This window comes from Bradyrhizobium sp. CCBAU 53415, assembly GCF_028128735.1.
GTDB lineage: Bacteria > Pseudomonadota > Alphaproteobacteria > Rhizobiales > Xanthobacteraceae > Bradyrhizobium.
The window spans coordinates 25,297-40,059 of sequence record NZ_LBJF01000025.1; the positions used below are offsets into that span (position 1 = coordinate 25,297).

16 protein-coding genes are annotated in these 14,763 nt (G+C 65.7%); 6 read left to right on the top strand and 10 right to left on the bottom strand.

All coding sequences use genetic code 11. The features are described 5' to 3' along the window. Positions 1-7: 7 nt before the first annotated feature. Positions 8-292: a hypothetical protein gene (locus XH87_RS21085; protein ID WP_271588727.1), complete on the bottom strand. Its 285-nt coding sequence runs from the start codon at positions 290-292 to the stop codon at positions 8-10. Positions 293-365: 73 nt separating this feature from the next. Further along, a complete protein-coding gene (locus tag XH87_RS21090) occupies positions 366-821 on the bottom strand; it encodes a hypothetical protein (protein ID WP_271588728.1) in 456 nt (151 codons plus the stop codon). Between the two features lie 151 nt (positions 822-972). Here XH87_RS21090 and XH87_RS21095 point away from each other — a divergent pair, with 151 nt between their 5' ends. Continuing rightward, on the top strand, positions 973-2,238 hold the full coding sequence (locus XH87_RS21095; RefSeq protein ID WP_271588729.1) for an MFS transporter: 1,266 nt from the start codon (positions 973-975) through the stop codon (positions 2,236-2,238). Positions 2,239-2,283: 45 nt separating this feature from the next. Here XH87_RS21095 and cydX read toward each other — a convergent pair whose 3' ends face one another. From cydX to XH87_RS21120, 5 genes are all read right to left on the bottom strand, one after another. Next, the gene (cydX, locus tag XH87_RS21100) at positions 2,284-2,409 is read right to left on the bottom strand and encodes a cytochrome bd-I oxidase subunit CydX (protein ID WP_158671780.1); all 126 of its coding nucleotides are present in this window, start codon (positions 2,407-2,409) and stop codon (positions 2,284-2,286) included. Between the two features lie 13 nt (positions 2,410-2,422). Continuing rightward, positions 2,423-3,565 carry a cytochrome d ubiquinol oxidase subunit II gene (gene cydB, locus XH87_RS21105; protein WP_271588730.1) on the bottom strand — a complete coding sequence of 381 codons (1,143 nt, stop codon included), beginning with the start codon at positions 3,563-3,565 and terminating at the stop codon, positions 2,423-2,425. 13 nt (positions 3,566-3,578) lie between these two features. Beyond that, positions 3,579-5,135, bottom strand: coding sequence for a cytochrome ubiquinol oxidase subunit I (locus XH87_RS21110; RefSeq protein ID WP_271588731.1), 1,557 nt, complete (start codon positions 5,133-5,135; stop codon positions 3,579-3,581). After that, positions 5,132-5,275 carry a hypothetical protein gene (locus XH87_RS21115; RefSeq protein WP_271588732.1) on the bottom strand — a complete coding sequence of 48 codons (144 nt, stop codon included), beginning with the start codon at positions 5,273-5,275 and terminating at the stop codon, positions 5,132-5,134. The genes XH87_RS21110 and XH87_RS21115 overlap by 4 nt, the downstream gene beginning before the upstream one ends. 236 nt (positions 5,276-5,511) lie before the next feature. Then, on the bottom strand, positions 5,512-6,171 hold the full coding sequence (locus XH87_RS21120) for a TetR/AcrR family transcriptional regulator (RefSeq protein WP_271589148.1): 660 nt from the start codon (positions 6,169-6,171) through the stop codon (positions 5,512-5,514). Between the two features lie 251 nt (positions 6,172-6,422). Here XH87_RS21120 and XH87_RS21125 point away from each other — a divergent pair, with 251 nt between their 5' ends. The 3 genes from XH87_RS21125 to XH87_RS21135 are packed head-to-tail and all read left to right on the top strand — an operon-like array spanning position 6,423 to position 10,226. Next, complete coding sequence (locus XH87_RS21125; protein ID WP_271588733.1) at positions 6,423-6,920, top strand: (2Fe-2S)-binding protein; 498 nt, start codon at positions 6,423-6,425, stop codon at positions 6,918-6,920. Then, positions 6,917-7,972 carry an FAD binding domain-containing protein gene (locus XH87_RS21130; protein WP_271588734.1) on the top strand — a complete coding sequence of 352 codons (1,056 nt, stop codon included), beginning with the start codon at positions 6,917-6,919 and terminating at the stop codon, positions 7,970-7,972. The genes XH87_RS21125 and XH87_RS21130 overlap by 4 nt, the downstream gene beginning before the upstream one ends. Beyond that, on the top strand, positions 7,965-10,226 hold the full coding sequence (locus XH87_RS21135) for a xanthine dehydrogenase family protein molybdopterin-binding subunit (protein WP_271588735.1): 2,262 nt from the start codon (positions 7,965-7,967) through the stop codon (positions 10,224-10,226). Before XH87_RS21130 ends, XH87_RS21135 begins: the two co-directional genes overlap by 8 nt. 39 nt (positions 10,227-10,265) lie before the next feature. On the opposite strand, the gene XH87_RS21140 is transcribed toward XH87_RS21135, so the two are convergent. Both XH87_RS21140 and XH87_RS21145 read right to left on the bottom strand, forming a co-directional pair. Beyond that, positions 10,266-10,418: a hypothetical protein gene (locus XH87_RS21140; RefSeq protein WP_193374122.1), complete on the bottom strand. Its 153-nt coding sequence runs from the start codon at positions 10,416-10,418 to the stop codon at positions 10,266-10,268. A 190-nt stretch (positions 10,419-10,608) separates the two neighbouring features. After that, the gene (locus XH87_RS21145; protein WP_008561958.1) at positions 10,609-11,157 is read right to left on the bottom strand and encodes a cupin domain-containing protein; all 549 of its coding nucleotides are present in this window, start codon (positions 11,155-11,157) and stop codon (positions 10,609-10,611) included. Positions 11,158-11,306: 149 nt separating this feature from the next. Between XH87_RS21145 and XH87_RS21150 the strand changes: the two genes are divergently transcribed. Then, the gene (locus XH87_RS21150) at positions 11,307-12,635 is read left to right on the top strand and encodes an aspartate aminotransferase family protein (RefSeq protein WP_035705411.1); all 1,329 of its coding nucleotides are present in this window, start codon (positions 11,307-11,309) and stop codon (positions 12,633-12,635) included. A 70-nt stretch (positions 12,636-12,705) separates the two neighbouring features. Beyond that, the gene (locus XH87_RS21155) at positions 12,706-13,971 is read left to right on the top strand and encodes a D-amino acid dehydrogenase (protein ID WP_271588736.1); all 1,266 of its coding nucleotides are present in this window, start codon (positions 12,706-12,708) and stop codon (positions 13,969-13,971) included. A 94-nt stretch (positions 13,972-14,065) separates the two neighbouring features. On the opposite strand, the gene XH87_RS21160 is transcribed toward XH87_RS21155, so the two are convergent. Beyond that, positions 14,066-14,728 carry a helix-turn-helix domain-containing protein gene (locus tag XH87_RS21160; RefSeq protein WP_271588737.1) on the bottom strand — a complete coding sequence of 221 codons (663 nt, stop codon included), beginning with the start codon at positions 14,726-14,728 and terminating at the stop codon, positions 14,066-14,068. Positions 14,729-14,763 lie beyond the last annotated feature (35 nt).

The following is a 14,763-nucleotide window of genomic DNA, read 5'->3' on the forward strand; positions in this document are numbered from 1 at the left end:
CGCGCTCCTACCGGTCTTGCTTCGGCTGCGGTGTGACCGCGTCGTTGCGGCCACGCCACGGCGCCGGCGTCGCAGGCCGCAGGCTGGTATAGGGCGCAATGGTCGAGCGATAGCCGATCCGCGCCACCTTCGCCGCCGGATCGGCGGGATCGGCGCTGGCGACTTGCGTTGTTGCCGGCATGCAGCCGGACAGCGCCAGCGCAGCAAAGGCCAGCAGCAGCCAATTGAATCGGCACTGTCGTCCACCCACCGCAGATGCGGCAGCGGACTTCGCCCCCGAAAGCGTAAACATAATTCTTCCCTGATCTGAAAACCACAGGTTTGCGCGCGCAAACGCGCGCTCGGCCCGAAATCGTCGTGTCAGATCAGGCGATGGGGGGGCGGTCGTTCAGGGGCGGCGCCGAGCTGTGCAGACTGGCCGCGATCTCGGGCGCACAGGCGGAGCCAGGCAAAAGCGGCCTGGTGACTTCAGGCACATCGGCCGGCAGCGCGCTGACGCACATCATCGCACAGCACGGCCCCACTGTTCCCTTGCCGTCATGATGATGCGGAGCGGGTGCGTCCTTCGCGGCAGTCTGGTGATGGGCGTGGGTTCCCGCGTGTTCGTGCGAGACATCGCCATGCAGATGGCTCGTCGGCATCTGGTTCGGCATCTGGTGATGTGTCGGCACGGGATCTGCGAGGAGTGCGTCGTCAAGGCAAGGCGCAGGACCGATGCCCCATGCGAGGCTTGCTGCCGGTGAGAGCACGCAGAACAGATAGGCGAGGGCGATGATCCGCCCCACCCTGATCCGCATCGATCGCGTCAATCGCAGCAACATTCCGCCGACATGCTCTCCGCGCGGCCATGGTGCACACGCGCATTGCAAATTAGTGGCAAATCGCGCGATCGCCAAGCTCCTTCTTACCGCAGTGCACCGCGCATGCCCAATATCGCGCCACAATGCTTGACCCCTTGGCGATCCGCGGGCCATGGTCCGGCCCGTGCACGCGCCAAATCATCCAGGACAGACACCGGCTTCCTTCACGCCTGATTCTCGTCAGGCCTGGATGCGGCTGATCATTGCGCTCGTGATCGGCTCGATCGGTGCCGTCGGCATGTGGGCGGTCGTGGTCGTGATTCCCGTGGTGCAGGCCGAATTCGGTGCCACGCGCGGCGCGGTGTCGCTGGCCTTCACCCTCATGATGTTCGGCTTCGGGCTTGGCGGCGTGATCGCCGGCAAGATCACCGACCGGTTCGGCATCGTGCCGGCCATGGCGATCAGCATCGCCTTCCTCGGCGTTGCCAACGTGCTCGCGGGCCTGTCGGGTCATCTCTGGCAGTTCGTTGCGGCCTACTTCCTCATCGGCCTCGGCACCTCCGCGACCTTCGCGCCTCTGATGGCCGAAGCCTCGCACTGGTTCGAGCGCTACCGCGGACTTGCCGTGACCATCGTCGCCAGCGGCAATTATGTCGCGGGCACGATGTGGCCGCCGATCGTGAGCTGGGGTACGCAGGAGATCGGCTGGCGCACCACCCATATCGGCATCGGTATCGTCTGCGCCAGCACGATGGCGCTTCTGATCCTCGTCCTGCGCGCACAGATGGGCAACGACAAGGTTCGCGATCACGCCAATGCGCCGCCGCCGCAAGTCGATCTCAAGCTCTCGACCAACACGCTGACGGTGCTGCTCTCGATCGCGTCCGTCGCCTGCTGCGTGGCGATGGCCATGCCGCAAGTGCATATCGTCGCCTATTGCGGCGACCTCGGCTATGGCGTGGCGCGCGGGGCCGAGATGCTGTCCTTGATGATGGCCTGCGGCATCGTCAGCCGGATCGGCTCCGGCTATCTCGCCGACAAGATCGGCGGCATCCGTACGCTGCTGGTCGGATCGCTGGCGCAGGGCTTTGCGCTGGTGTTCTATCTGTTCTTCGACAGCCTCACCTCGCTGTATCTGATCTCCGCGATGTTCGGCCTGTTCCAGGGCGGCATCGTGCCGAGCTATGCCATCATCGTGCGTGAGGCGATGCCGGCGAGCGAAGCCGCAACCCGCGTCGGCATCGTGATCTTCGCCTCGGTGTTCGGGATGTCCTTCGGCGGCTGGGTGTCGGGCGTCATCTTCGACGCCACCGGATCGTACGCTGCCGCCTTCGCCAATGGCGTGGCGTGGAATGCGCTGAACATCAGCATCGTCGTATTGCTGCTCATCCGCTCGCGGATGAGCGCGACGAAGGCCGGCCCGGGTTTCGCGACTTAGGCGTTCTGCCCCGCTTCAGCGGCATCCCCTGGTCTCTCAAGTGGATCAGTGATGGCGTCCGGTGTCGGCCTCGCCGAGGTCCCGCTGCGTGTTGGCCTCGAACCACAGCGCGTTGAGGATGGCGAAGGTCCCTGCGAAGGCGACACCCAGAATCCACGAGAAGTACCACATTGTCGTTCTCCAGCTAGTACACCGTCGAACGCGTGTCGTCCTTGACGAACGCTTCGTTGATCGGTCCGCGCAGCACGCTGTAGACCCAGCCGGTGTAGAGCATGATCACGGGCAGGAAGATGACCGTCGCTGCCAGCATGATTCGCAGCGTCAGGAGACTCGACGACGTGTCCCAGACGGTGAGGCTGGCGCGCGGGTCGAGCGACGACGGCAGCATGAACGGAAACAGCGAAAGGCCGGCCGTCGCGATGATGGCGGCGATGCCGAGTCCGCTGGCCAGCAGTGCGAGCCCGGCGCGCTGCTTGCCGAGCAGCAGGGCGGAAGCGGACAGCATCAGGATGGCCACGATCGGAGCCGCCTTCGTCCACGGGAACAGGCGATAGTTGACGAGCCAGGCGCCGGCCTCCCTCGTAACCGTCTTGAGCAACGGGTTGGACGGGCCGTCATGGGGAATGGGCTGAGCGATCGAATAGCCCTCGATGCCGTAGGCCACCCAGATGCCGGCGATGATGAACAGCGCGACCGCCGCCAACGCGGCCATCCGCCCGATGCGCATGCCCCGCACGACCAGCGGACCTTCGGCCTTGAGGGCGAGGTAATTGGCCCCGTGCAGGGTCAGCATGGCGACGCTGACCAGCCCGCAAACCAGCGCGAACGGATTGAGCAGGCCGAGCAAGGTGCCCTCGTAGGTCATTCGCAGCGTGTCGTCGAAGCGGAAGGGAACGCCGACGATGACGTTGCCGAACGCGACGCCGAAGATGAGCGCCGGCACCAGGCCCGCAATGAAGAAGGCGATATCCCAGGTTGCGCGCCATCGCACGTCGTCGAGCTTGCTGCGGAACTTGAACGCGACCGGACGCAGGATCAGCGCAGCGAGCACCAGGAACATCGCGAGATAGAACCCCGAGAATGCCGTGGCGTAGAGCAACGGCCAGGCCGCGAAAATGGCGCCGCCGCCGAGGATCAGCCAGACCTGATTCCCCTCCCAGACGGGGCCGACCGTGTTGATGACGATGCGGCGCTCGACGTCCGACCGGGCCACGAAGGGAAGCAGGATCGCGACCCCGAAGTCGAAACCGTCCATGACTGCAATGCCGATCAACAGAATGCCGAGCAGTGCCCACCAGATCAGTCGCATGGTCTCGTAGTCGAACATGGCGGTGCTTCTCCTATTCGGCGGCGGCAAGACGAACGGTTGGCTCGGTGCGGGGCGCCCCGGGCCCGGCCTTGGCCGTCTTCACCATCAGAAGGATGTCGACGACCGCCAGGGTCGAATAGAACACCACGAAGCCGATCAGGGTGGTCCAGACGTTGGCGGCCGAAAGGCTGGACACCGCCAGGAAGGTCGGAAGCACGCCCTCGATGACCCACGGCTGCCGTCCCACTTCGGCGACGATCCAGCCCAGCTCAGCCGCTATCCAGGGTAGCGGCAGGCTGAGCAGCGCCGCCCACAGGAAGAGGCGATATCGATCGAGCTGCCGTTTGCTGGCGAGCACGAAGGCGACCGCGAACAGGGCGATGAAATAGAAGCCGAGCCCGACCATGATGCGGAAGCTCCAGAACAGCGGAGACACCGCCGGCACGGTGCTCCACGCCGCCTTCGCGATCTCCTCCGGCGTTGCGTTGCGGACGTCGGGACGAATCTTCTTCAACAACAGGGCATGGCCGAGATCCGCCGCCGTCGCATCCAGGCGGGCCTTCTCGGTTGCGCTGGATGGATCGGCGCGGAGCTTCTCGAGCGCGTCATAGGCGATGAGGCCGTTCTTGATCCGTTGTTCGGCATGCGCGACGAGCTCCTTGATGCCCGGCACCTCCTTGTCCAGGGATCGCGTCGCGATCAATCCGAGCACCCTGGGGATCTTCACCTCATATTCGGTGGTGTGCTTTTCGAGATTCGGGAATCCGAACAGCGTGAAGGATGCCGGCGCGGGCTCCGTTTCCCACATCGCCTCGATCGCCGCGATCTTCATCTTCTGGTTTTCGCCGGCCGTGTATCCGCTCTCGTCGCCGAGAACGACGACGGACAGGGCGGAGGCGAGGCCGAAGCTCGCCGCCACGGTCATCGAGCGCTTGGCGAACTCGACATGTCGTCCCTTGAGCAGGTAGTACGCCGAAATCGAGAGCACGAACATCGATCCGGTGACGTAGCCGGCGCTGACAGTATGAACGAACTTGGCCTGTGCGACCGGATTGAACATCACTTCCATGAAGCTCGTCACTTCCATTCGCATCGTTGCCGGATTGAACTGGGCGCCGACCGGATACTGCATCCAGCCGTTGGCGATCAGGATCCACAATGCCGAAATGTTGGAGCCGAGCGCGACGAGCCAGGTGACCGTGAGATGCTGCAGGGCGCTCAGCTTTTCCCATCCGAAGAAGAAAAGACCGATGAAGGTGGCTTCGAGGAAGAAGGCCATCAGCCCTTCGATCGCGAGCGGGGCCCCGAAGATGTCGCCGACATAGTGACTGTAATAGGCCCAGTTCATGCCGAACTGGAATTCCATGGTGATGCCGGTCGCAACACCCATCGCGAAGTTGATCCCGAACAGGAGGCCCCAGAACTTCGTCATCTCCTTCCAGATTGCGCGTCCGGTCATCACGTAGACGCTCTCCATCACTCCGAGCAGGATCGAAAGTCCGAGCGTCAGAGGAACGAAAAGGAAATGATACAGCGCGGTCAGGCCGAATTGCAGCCGTGAAAGCGACACGACGTCCAGCGATGTCATTGCGTGCGTCCTTGATTGGCGGAGTTCGTGGGGTCGAGAAACTGGCGGTCCAGGGCGCCGGCGTCGATCCGAGGGCGCTGGCTCGGCGCGAACACGAAAATCGCGGCGCCAAGGATGACTGCGATCTTGATCGCGAGCACGATCGTAAGTCTACGTCTCAGACCGGATGCGGCCATGAGTCATTCGTCCAGCTTGAAGCACGCACGGCTTCGGTCCATGCAGCCGACCACGATGGAAGATCCGAGCGGGTCCGGTCCACGGATACCGATAGATCTCCTGAGGCGGGTGCGGCTTGATCGAGCGCAAAACGCATCCTCACATCGGTGTGAGACACTCGTGCGAGGAGATGCGTCGCTCAACAGGACAAATTGTCCAATCAGCTCTCGCGCTTCGACTTGCGGTTGGCCGTCCTGGCTCTCGGAGGCCGAGAGCCGGCCGCGCGCGCCTTGGTCTTGGCGCCGGGCTGCACCCGCAGTCCGTCGACGAACACGTCGAGCATGCGCAGCACAGAGGACTGCCAGCCGGGCTGGTCGTGCATGTAGCACATGCCGACGAGCGCCCTGAGCAGGTCTTCCGGACTGACATCGCCACGCATCTCGCCGGCCGCGACCGCGCGGTCGAGCAGCGAGCCGATCGCCTTGGTCAGCCGGTCCATCGAGAAGGCCGCGAGCTCCGACGAGCTCTGGAACGTCAGCGCCAGCGCGGCCGACATGCCCTTCTTGGTGGCAACGAATTCGACGTTGGAGCGCAGCCAGCGCCTGAGCGCATCGACCGGGTCCTTGGCGTTCTTCAATTGCTCGGCAAGCTCGCTGAGCTGCTCGACCTCGCGCCGGTAGACCGCCTCGAACAGATCTTCGCGCGTTGGAAAATGCCGATAAAGCGTGCCGATGCCGACGCCGGCGCGTCTGGCCACGGCCTCCAGGCTGGCCTCCGGACCGCCCGCGTTGAACACGGACTTCGCCGCTTCGAGCACGCGCTCGCGATTGCGCACGGCGTCGGCGCGGGGCTTGCGGGTCTGGTCGCTGTGGTCGTCCATGCCGCCAATGTAGATCACGAATTGGTTAGATTGAACCCTTCCTGAACCTGGCGGGGCTGCATCGCGTTGTATGCGCACGGGCTTTCGACGAATTCCAAATATTTCGCGGCGACCCTTGCTAAGCGGAGGGTGCCTCCGTATCTTCATCCAAGCGTTGGCCCGCATCATGTTCGGGCGGCGCATCATCGACGGCGGCCACGGAGGTGGCGCGCTGCGCGATGAGACATGTCCAAATCTGATCGGAGCCTTGTATGAACCACTCCATCAGCCTCACCGTGAACGGTGCGCGACGCGACTTCGTCCTCGACGATCCGCGCGTCACGCTGCTCGATCTCTTGCGTGAGCGCCTCCATCTGACCGGAACCAAGAAGGGATGCGACCGCGGCCAGTGCGGCGCCTGCACCATTCTGGTCGACGGCAAGCGCATCAACTCCTGCCTCGCGCTCGCCGTCAGCCATGACGGCGCCGACATCCTCACCATCGAAGGCGTTGCACGCGGAGATCAGCTTCATCCCGTGCAGGCCGCCTTCATCGCCCATGACGGATTCCAGTGCGGCTTCTGCACGCCCGGCCAGATCATGAGCGCGATCGGCCTGATGCAGGAGGCGCAGGCCGGCAATGATCCCGAACGCATCCGCGAATGCATGAGCGGCAATTTGTGCCGCTGTGGCGCCTATGCGGGCATCGTCGATGCGGTGCTCGACGCGCAGGGACGCGCCGACGAAACCAATCAGAGGCGCTCCGCATGAAGCAATTTGACTACGTCAGACCCGCCACGGTCGCTGAGGCCGTTGCCGCCGCCGCCCGGCCGGGCGCCGTCTATCTCGCCGCCGGCACCAATCTGCTCGACCTGATGAAGGGCGGCGTCAGCCGTCCGGATCGCCTGGTCGACGTCACCCATCTCGATGGGCTCGATCAGATCGAGCGCCTCGCCGACGGATCATTGCGTATCGGCGCGCTCGTCAGCAATGCCGATCTCGCGCACGATGCCGAATTCGCCGGAGCGTATCCCGCCGTCGCCGAAGCGCTGCTCTCCGGCGCGTCCGCGCAGTTGCGCAACGCCGCGACCGTCGGCGGCAATCTCTTGCAACGGACGCGCTGCGCGTATTTCTACGACACCGCCAGCCGCTGCAACAAGCGCGAGGCCGGCAGCGGCTGCGACGCCCGCGACGGCGAGAACCGCAGCCATGCCGTGCTCGGCTGGAGCGAGAGCTGCATCGCCACGCATCCTTCCGACTTCTGCGTGCCGCTGGCCGCACTCGACGCCGTGGTCGAGATCGAGGGCAGGAACGGGCGGCGCGTGATCGCGCTCGACGAACTGCATCGCCTGCCGGGCGATGCGCCCGAGCGCGAGTCCGCGCTCGAGCCCGGTGATCTCGTCGTCGCAGTTCGCCTGCCGCCCGCCGCGCGCGGCTTTACCGCGCATGCCCGCTATCTCAAGGTCCGCGAACGCACCTCCTACGCCTTCGCCGTGGTCTCGGCGGCGGCCGCACTGCGGATCGAGAACGGCAAGATCGCGGAAGCCCGGCTCGCGCTCGGTGGCGTCGCCGCGAAGCCCTGGCGGGCCCGCGCCGCGGAAGACGTGCTCGGCAACGTCGCGCCAGCCGCAGACGTCTTCCAGGAGGCCGCCTGGCGTGCGCTCGCCGACGCAAAACCGTCCGGCGACAACGCCTTCAAGATCGAGCTCGCACGCCGCATCGTCGTGCGCGCGCTGCTACTCGCCGCCGCCGGCACGCCCGCGCGCATCTCCGCGCTGCCGGCCTCTCCCTTCGCCTCGACCTCCGGAGCCATTCATGCCTGAGCTCAATCTGACCAGCGCGCCCGCCCATCTCAGGCACGGCTCGAACATCGGCCAGCCGCTGACTCGCCGTGACGGCATCCTCAAGGTCACGGGGCGGGCGATTTATGCCGCCGACAATCACCCGCCCGGCATGCTGTTCGCGGTGATCGCCGTTTCCAGCATCGCGCGCGGCCGTGTGACCTCGCTCGACGTCGCCGCGGCCAAGCGACATCCCGGCGTCGTCGACGTCATGACGCCGGACCACAAGCCGCAGCTCGCGATCGATCCGGAGATCAAGACCAATCCGTTCGTGTTCCGGATGGAAGCGTTGCAGAGCAACGAGGTCCGCTACGCCAACCAGCCCATCGCGGTCGTGATCGCGGAAACGCTGGAGGCCGCGACGGAAGGCGCGGTGCTGCTGGCGCCGCGCTACGAGACGCTGCCTCCGCTGGTCGGGCTCGACGCCGGCGAGAGTTTCGTGCCGCCCGTTGTCGGGGTCGGCAATCCCACCGAAAATCACCGCGGCGATGTCGAGGCCGGCCTTGCCGCGGCCGAGAAGCGGATCGAGGCGACTTACGAGACGCCGCCGCAATATCACAACGCGATGGAGCCGCACGGCGTCGTGGCCCAGTGGGATGGCGACACGCTGTCCGTGGACATGCCGACCCAGGGCCTGAAGCTGTCGCTCGCGCGCATCGCCGAACTGTTCGGCATCGCGCACGACAAGATCCACATTCGCAGTCCCTTCCTCGGCGGCGGCTTCGGCTCCAAGGGGCTGATGGGCGGTCCGCCGGTCCTCGGCATCATGGCGGCCAAGCTGGTCGGCAGGCCAGTCAAGCTGGTGCTGCGCCGCGAGCAGATGTACGGCCCGGTCGGCCATCGCGCGCCGACGCGGCAGCGGTTGCGCATCGGAACCGACGGCGAGGGGCGTCTGACTGCGCTCGATCACCATGCAAGGACCGTGTCGAGCACGTTCGACGACTTTTACGAGCCCGCCGCCGACGCCTCGCACACGCTCTATGCCGCGCCCGCGATCCGCACCTCGCACGATGCCGTGCGGGTCAATACCGGCACGCCGCTGTTCATGCGCGCGCCCGGCGAGGCGACGGGCTCGATCGCGCTCGAGAGTGCGATCGACGAGATGGCCTGGGCTTGCGGCATGGATCCGCTCGCCTTCCGCCTCAAGAACTACGCCGAGGTCGAGCCGATGACGGGCAGACCGTTCTCCTCCAAGGCGCTGCGTGCCTGCTACGAGCAGGGCGCGACGCGGTTCGGCTGGGCGAAGCGTTCGCTCCGGCCGCGACAGATGCGCGATGATGCCGGCCTTCTGGTCGGCTGGGGCATGGGCACGGCGACTTTCCCTGCGCTGATGTTCCAGGCGGAAGCCCGGGCGGCGATCCGCCGCGAAGGCTCCGGCGTGATGGAGATCGGTGCGCACGACATGGGGCAGGGCGCCTGGACGGCGCTCGCCCAGATCGCTGCCGACGGTCTCGGCCTCGATGTCGAGCGCGTCGAATTCAAGGCGGGGACGTCGGACCTGCCGGATGCCGGCATTGCCGGTGGCTCGGCGCACACGGCGACCGCGGGTGCAGCGATCCACAACGCCGGCGCGGCCGTGATTGCGAAACTCGCCGATCTCGCCACCCGCGACGAGCGCTCGCCGCTGTTTGGTGCTGGCAACGCCGGGGTGATCGCGCGCGATGGCAGATTGATCCGGCGCGACGACGAGAGCCGCGGCGAGAGCTACGCGGAGATCCTTGCGCGCGCAGGCCTTGCCGAGGTCGAGGCCCGCGGCACCGGTGCGGCGAACCCTGCTGCGATGGAGGAATATGCCATGCACGCCCACGGCGCGGTGTTCGCGGAAGTGAAGGTCGATCCCGATCTCGGCCAGGTCCGCGTCACCCGCATGGTCGGCGCCTTCGCGGCCGGGCGGATCGTCAATCCGCGCATGGTGCAGAGCCAGCTGTTCGGAGGCATGATCTGGGGCATGTCGTTCGCGCTGCACGAGGAGGCCGTCACCGACCGGCGCAGCGGACGGATCATGAACGCCAATCTCGGCGAGTACCATATCCCGGTGAATGCCGACGTGCCGCCGCTCGACGTGATCACGGTCGAGGAGCACGACCCGCACGTCAATGCGCTCGGCATCAAGGGCGTCGGCGAGATCGGCATCACCGGCAGCGCCGGCGCGGTCGCGAACGCCGTATGGCATGCGACGGGCGTGCGCGTCCGCCGCTTTCCGATCCGGATCGAGGAGTTGCTGGCGCAGCGTTGAAGCCGTGGGCGGGGCGAGACTTCGCTCCGCCTTGGCCTATCAGTTTATCATCCTGCGGAGAGCTTTGATCTGCTCTCTCTGCGCGTCGATGTATTTTCTGATGGCGGCGCGCAGCTCTTGCGATTGGAGCTTGTCGGTGTCGCGCTGGACTTCCTCGAGCGCGGCTTCTGCATAGGCGAGAGCGGTCTTCATCTGCGAGCCCTGTTACGAAGCGGCCCCGGAGTGCCCAAGGAATTCTCAAGTGTGCGGGGCCATAACCTCAGCACCTTTTGCGCGAGGCTGCTCGGCTACGGCTCCCAACGTATAGAGCTTTGGCTCGCACAAATTGAGATGGCTCAAGCTCCGTAAGAAACCGGTGGCCCCGTAAGATCCCGGATGCGCGTCAGAACGTCGGCGGCGTGCAGGCCGAGATCACTTCGCAAGGCTTGCCGCCGACGCAGCGGAAGCGATGCGGGCGGCGGCTCTCGAAATAATAGGCATCGCCGGGATTGAGGATGCGGCGCTCGTCCTCGACGGTGACTTCGAGCTTGCCCGAGATCACGATGCCGCCTTCCTCGCCGTCATGCACGAGGTGCACGCGGCCGGTGTCGCTGCCGGGCTCGTAACGCTCCTTCAGGATCTGCAGGCTGCGGCCGAACAGATTATCGCCGATCTGGCGGTAAGAGATCGGCTTCTTGCCGACCTCGGTCAGCTCCTCGGCGCGATAGAAGATCTTGCGCCTGGACTCCGGCTCCAGCGCGAAGAACTCGGCGAGCCCCATCGGGATGCCGTCGAGGATGCGCTTGAGCGCGCCGACCGACGGGTTCATCTGGTTGGATTCGATCAGCGAGATCGTCGAATTGGTGACGCCGGCACGTTTGGCGAGCTCGCGCTGCGACAGCTTGTGGCGCGCCCGGATGAATCGCAGCCGTCCACCGATGTCGACGCTCATGGCCCAGATCCCGTGTTGCAGGTGTTGCGGATCGCGCAAATATGGACCGGCCGCCCCAGCCAAATCAATGGGTTGCGGCAGAGCAGAAAAGGACTTGTTGCGCTTTCCAAGCCGTGGCTCTGCTAGGATGTCAGCAAAGGAGCGCGGCCGTGACCCTTCATCAGATTCCGAACACTATCAAGACCGACTCGTTCTGGATGCCGTTCACGGCCAACCGGCAGTTCAAGAAGGCGCCCCGCCTGTTCTCCTCGGCTGAGGGCATGCACTACACCACGGTCGACGGCCGCAAGGTGATCGACGGCTCCGCCGGCCTGTGGTGCGTTAATGCCGGCCACGGCCGCAAGCAGATCGCCGCCGCGGTCGAGCGCCAGCTCATGACGCTGGATTTCGCGCCGTCGTTCCAGATGGGGCATCCGCTGGCGTTCGATTTCGCCGAGCGGCTTGCCGAAATCGCGCCGAAGGGCCTCGACCGCGTCTTCTTCACCAACTCCGGCTCCGAGTCGGTCGACACTGCGCTGAAGATCGCGCTCGCCTATCACCGTGCGACCGGCCAGGCGAGCCGCACCCGCCTGATCGGCCGTGAGCGCGGCTATCATGGCGTCGGCTTCGGCGGCACCTCGGTCGGCGGCATGGTGGCCAACCGACGCGCCTTCACCACCCTGCTGCCGGGCGTCGATCACATCCGCCACACCCACGACCTCACCCGCAATGCCTTCGCCAAGGACCAGCCCGAGCATGGCGCCGAGCTTGCCGACGATCTCGAGCGTCTCGTCGGCCTGCACGGCGCCGACACGATCGCCGCCGTCATCGTCGAGCCGGTGCCCGGCTCGACGGCGGTGCTGCCGCCGCCGAAGGGCTATCTGCAGCGCCTGCGCGAGATCTGCGACAAGCACGGCATCCTCCTGATCTTCGACGAGGTTATCACCGGCTTTGGCCGCCTCGGCACGCCGTTCGCCGCCAACTTCTTCGGCGTCACGCCGGACCTGATGACGACGGCCAAGGGCATCACCAACGGCACCATTCCCTGCGGCGCGGTGTTCGCGAGCAGGAAGGTGCACGACGGCCTGATGGTCGGTCCGGAGAGCCAGATGGAGCTGTTCCACGGCTACACCTACTCTGCGCATCCGACCGCCTGCGCCGCCGGCATCGCGACGCTCGACATCTACAAGGACGAGGGCCTGCTCACGCGGGGTGCGTCGATCGCCGAATATTGGCGCGATGCCCTGCATTCGCTGAAGGGCCTGCCGAACGTGGTCGACATCCGCAATTGCGGCCTGATGGGTGCGGTCGAGCTGGCGCCGCGTGACGGTGTCGCCGGCGCGCGGGGCTATGACGTGATGGTCGACTGCTTCAACACCGGCCTCTACTTGCGCATGAGCGGCGACAGCTTCGCGATGTCGCCTCCGCTCATCGTCGAGAAGAGCCACATCGATCAGATGGTTTCGATCCTCGGCGATGCCATCAAGAAGGTGGCCTGATAATTGCTCTCGCCGTTGCGAGTTGTATCCTTGCAGCGGCGAGCGTGATGCCGCGGGAGTTTGACGAAGCGTGAAAGTTCTGATCCTCGGCAGCGGTGTCATCGGTGTCACCTCTGCCTACTACCTCGCACGTGCCGGCCACGACGTGACGGTCGTCGATCGTCAGCCGGAGCCGGCACTGGAGACCTCTTTCGCCAATGCCGGCGAGGTGTCGCCCGGCTATTCCTCGCCCTGGGCCGGCCCCGGCGTGCCGGTGAAGGCGGTCAAGTGGCTGTTGATGAAGCACGGCCCGCTGGTGATCCGGCCGAAGCTCGATCCTGTCATGTGGGTCTGGCTGCTCAAGATGCTGCGCAACTGCACCAGCGCGCGCTACGCGGTCAACAAGAGCCGTATGATCCCGATCGCGGAATACAGCCGCGACTGTCTGCGCGATCTGCGTCGCGACATCGGCATCCAGTACGACGAGCGGTCGCAAGGCACGCTGCAGCTCTTTCGGCACCAGGCCCAGCTCGACGGCACCGGCGACGACATCGCCGTGCTCAAGCAGTATGGCGTGCCCTTCGAGGTGCTGAGCCGCGAGGGCTGCATCGCGGTCGAGCCGGCGCTATCAGGCGTGAAGGAGAAATTCGTCGGCGGGCTTCGTCTGCCGCAGGACGAGACCGGCGACTGCCACATGTTCACGCAGGCGCTTGCGAAGCATGCCCAGGCGCTCGGCGTGGGTTTCCTGTTCAACACCGGCATCGATCGCATCGTGACCGACGGCGCGCGCGTCAGCGGTGTCGCGACCAGCGCCGGCCTGTTGCAGGCGGACGCTTACGTGCTCGCGCTCGGAAGCTATTCGTCTCGCATGGCCGCGCCGCTCGGCATCTCGCTGCCGGTCTATCCGGTGAAGGGCTATTCGATCACGGTGCCGATCAAGGACGCCTCCGGCGCGCCGGAATCCACCGTGATGGACGAGAGCTACAAGGTCGCGATCACCCGCCTCGGCGATCGCATCCGCGTCGGCGGCACCGCCGAAATCTCGGGCTTCTCGACCAGGCTCTATGACGCGCGCCGCGCCACGCTCGACCATTCGCTGACCGACCTGTTCCCGCGCGGCGGCGATCTCGCCAAGGCGACGTTCTGGAGCGGACTGCGTCCGATGACGCCCGACGGCCCGCCCGTGATCGGCCCGACCCAATACGCCAACCTCCACCTCAACACCGGCCACGGCACGCTCGGCTGGACCATGTCCTGCGGCTCGGGACGCGTGCTCGCCGACATGCTGTCGGGCAGGAAGCCGGACATCGACGTCAGCGCCCTGACGGTGGATCGGTACGCGCACAGGTTCGGGTGATTGACGCTGTCATTCCGGGGCGCCTCGAAGAGGCGAACCCGGAATCTCGAACTTCCGGGTTCGATGCTTCGCATCGCCCCGGAATGACAGTAACTTACCCCGCCCCCGTCACGCAATTCACCCACAGCACCACGGCCTTCGCATCCTGCGCCGGATTCGAAAACCGGTGCGGCCTTCGGCTCGCAAAGCGAAAACTGTCGCCTTGCTTCAGCGACCACGTCTCGCTGTCCACCGTCAGCATCATCTCGCCTTCGAGCACGAGTCCGGCCTCTTCGCCATCATGGGTGTAGAGCTCGTCGCCGGTGGAGCCGCCGGGCTCCAGATGTACCAGGAACAGGTTGAGCTTGTTGTCGGCGCTGGCCGGGCTCAGCAGCTGTTTTGATACGCCGGTGCGCCAGAGCTTCAGCTCCGGCCGTTGCAAGCCGCGCGTCACCACCTGATCGGATGCGCCGTCGGAACTCGGGCTCGCACCGAACAGCGCGGCGATGCCGACGCCGAGCACGTCGGCGAGCGTCGCCAGCACGCGCAGCGAGGGTGACGACAGCCCGCGCTCGATCTGGCTGAGAAAACCGATCGAGAGGTCGGTGCGTGCGGCGACCATCTCCAGCGAGAACCGCCTGATACGCCTGAGATCCCTGATGCGGCGGCCGACCGCGACGTCCATCGCCGGCTCGGCCGGCTTGGCAATGGCCTTGGCTTTCACCGTCCTGGCCGGCTTTGCGGCGGCCGGTTTGCGTATTCTTTTGCCACCGCTCACGTCAGACCGCTTCCTTCATGTGCATGAAAACCGCT

What these genes read in the sequence shown, in the direction of transcription:
- XH87_RS21125 (WP_271588733.1), top strand. Translation starts at nt 6,423, where the DNA reads ATGAACCACTCCATCAGCCTCACCGTGAACGGTGCGCGACGCGACTTC.
- XH87_RS21135 (WP_271588735.1), top strand. Translation starts at nt 7,965, where the DNA reads ATGCCTGAGCTCAATCTGACCAGCGCGCCCGCCCATCTCAGGCACGGC.
- cydB (WP_271588730.1), bottom strand. Translation starts at nt 3,565, where the DNA reads ATGTTCGACTACGAGACCATGCGACTGATCTGGTGGGCACTGCTCGGC.
- XH87_RS21130 (WP_271588734.1), top strand. Translation starts at nt 6,917, where the DNA reads ATGAAGCAATTTGACTACGTCAGACCCGCCACGGTCGCTGAGGCCGTT.
- XH87_RS21095 (WP_271588729.1), top strand. Translation starts at nt 973, where the DNA reads ATGGTCCGGCCCGTGCACGCGCCAAATCATCCAGGACAGACACCGGCT.
- cydX (WP_158671780.1), bottom strand. Translation starts at nt 2,409, where the DNA reads ATGTGGTACTTCTCGTGGATTCTGGGTGTCGCCTTCGCAGGGACCTTC.
- XH87_RS21085 (WP_271588727.1), bottom strand. Translation starts at nt 292, where the DNA reads ATGTTTACGCTTTCGGGGGCGAAGTCCGCTGCCGCATCTGCGGTGGGT.
- XH87_RS21090 (WP_271588728.1), bottom strand. Translation starts at nt 821, where the DNA reads ATGTTGCTGCGATTGACGCGATCGATGCGGATCAGGGTGGGGCGGATC.
- XH87_RS21140 (WP_193374122.1), bottom strand. Translation starts at nt 10,418, where the DNA reads ATGAAGACCGCTCTCGCCTATGCAGAAGCCGCGCTCGAGGAAGTCCAG.
- XH87_RS21120 (WP_271589148.1), bottom strand. Translation starts at nt 6,171, where the DNA reads ATGGACGACCACAGCGACCAGACCCGCAAGCCCCGCGCCGACGCCGTG.
- XH87_RS21110 (WP_271588731.1), bottom strand. Translation starts at nt 5,135, where the DNA reads ATGACATCGCTGGACGTCGTGTCGCTTTCACGGCTGCAATTCGGCCTG.
- XH87_RS21145 (WP_008561958.1), bottom strand. Translation starts at nt 11,157, where the DNA reads ATGAGCGTCGACATCGGTGGACGGCTGCGATTCATCCGGGCGCGCCAC.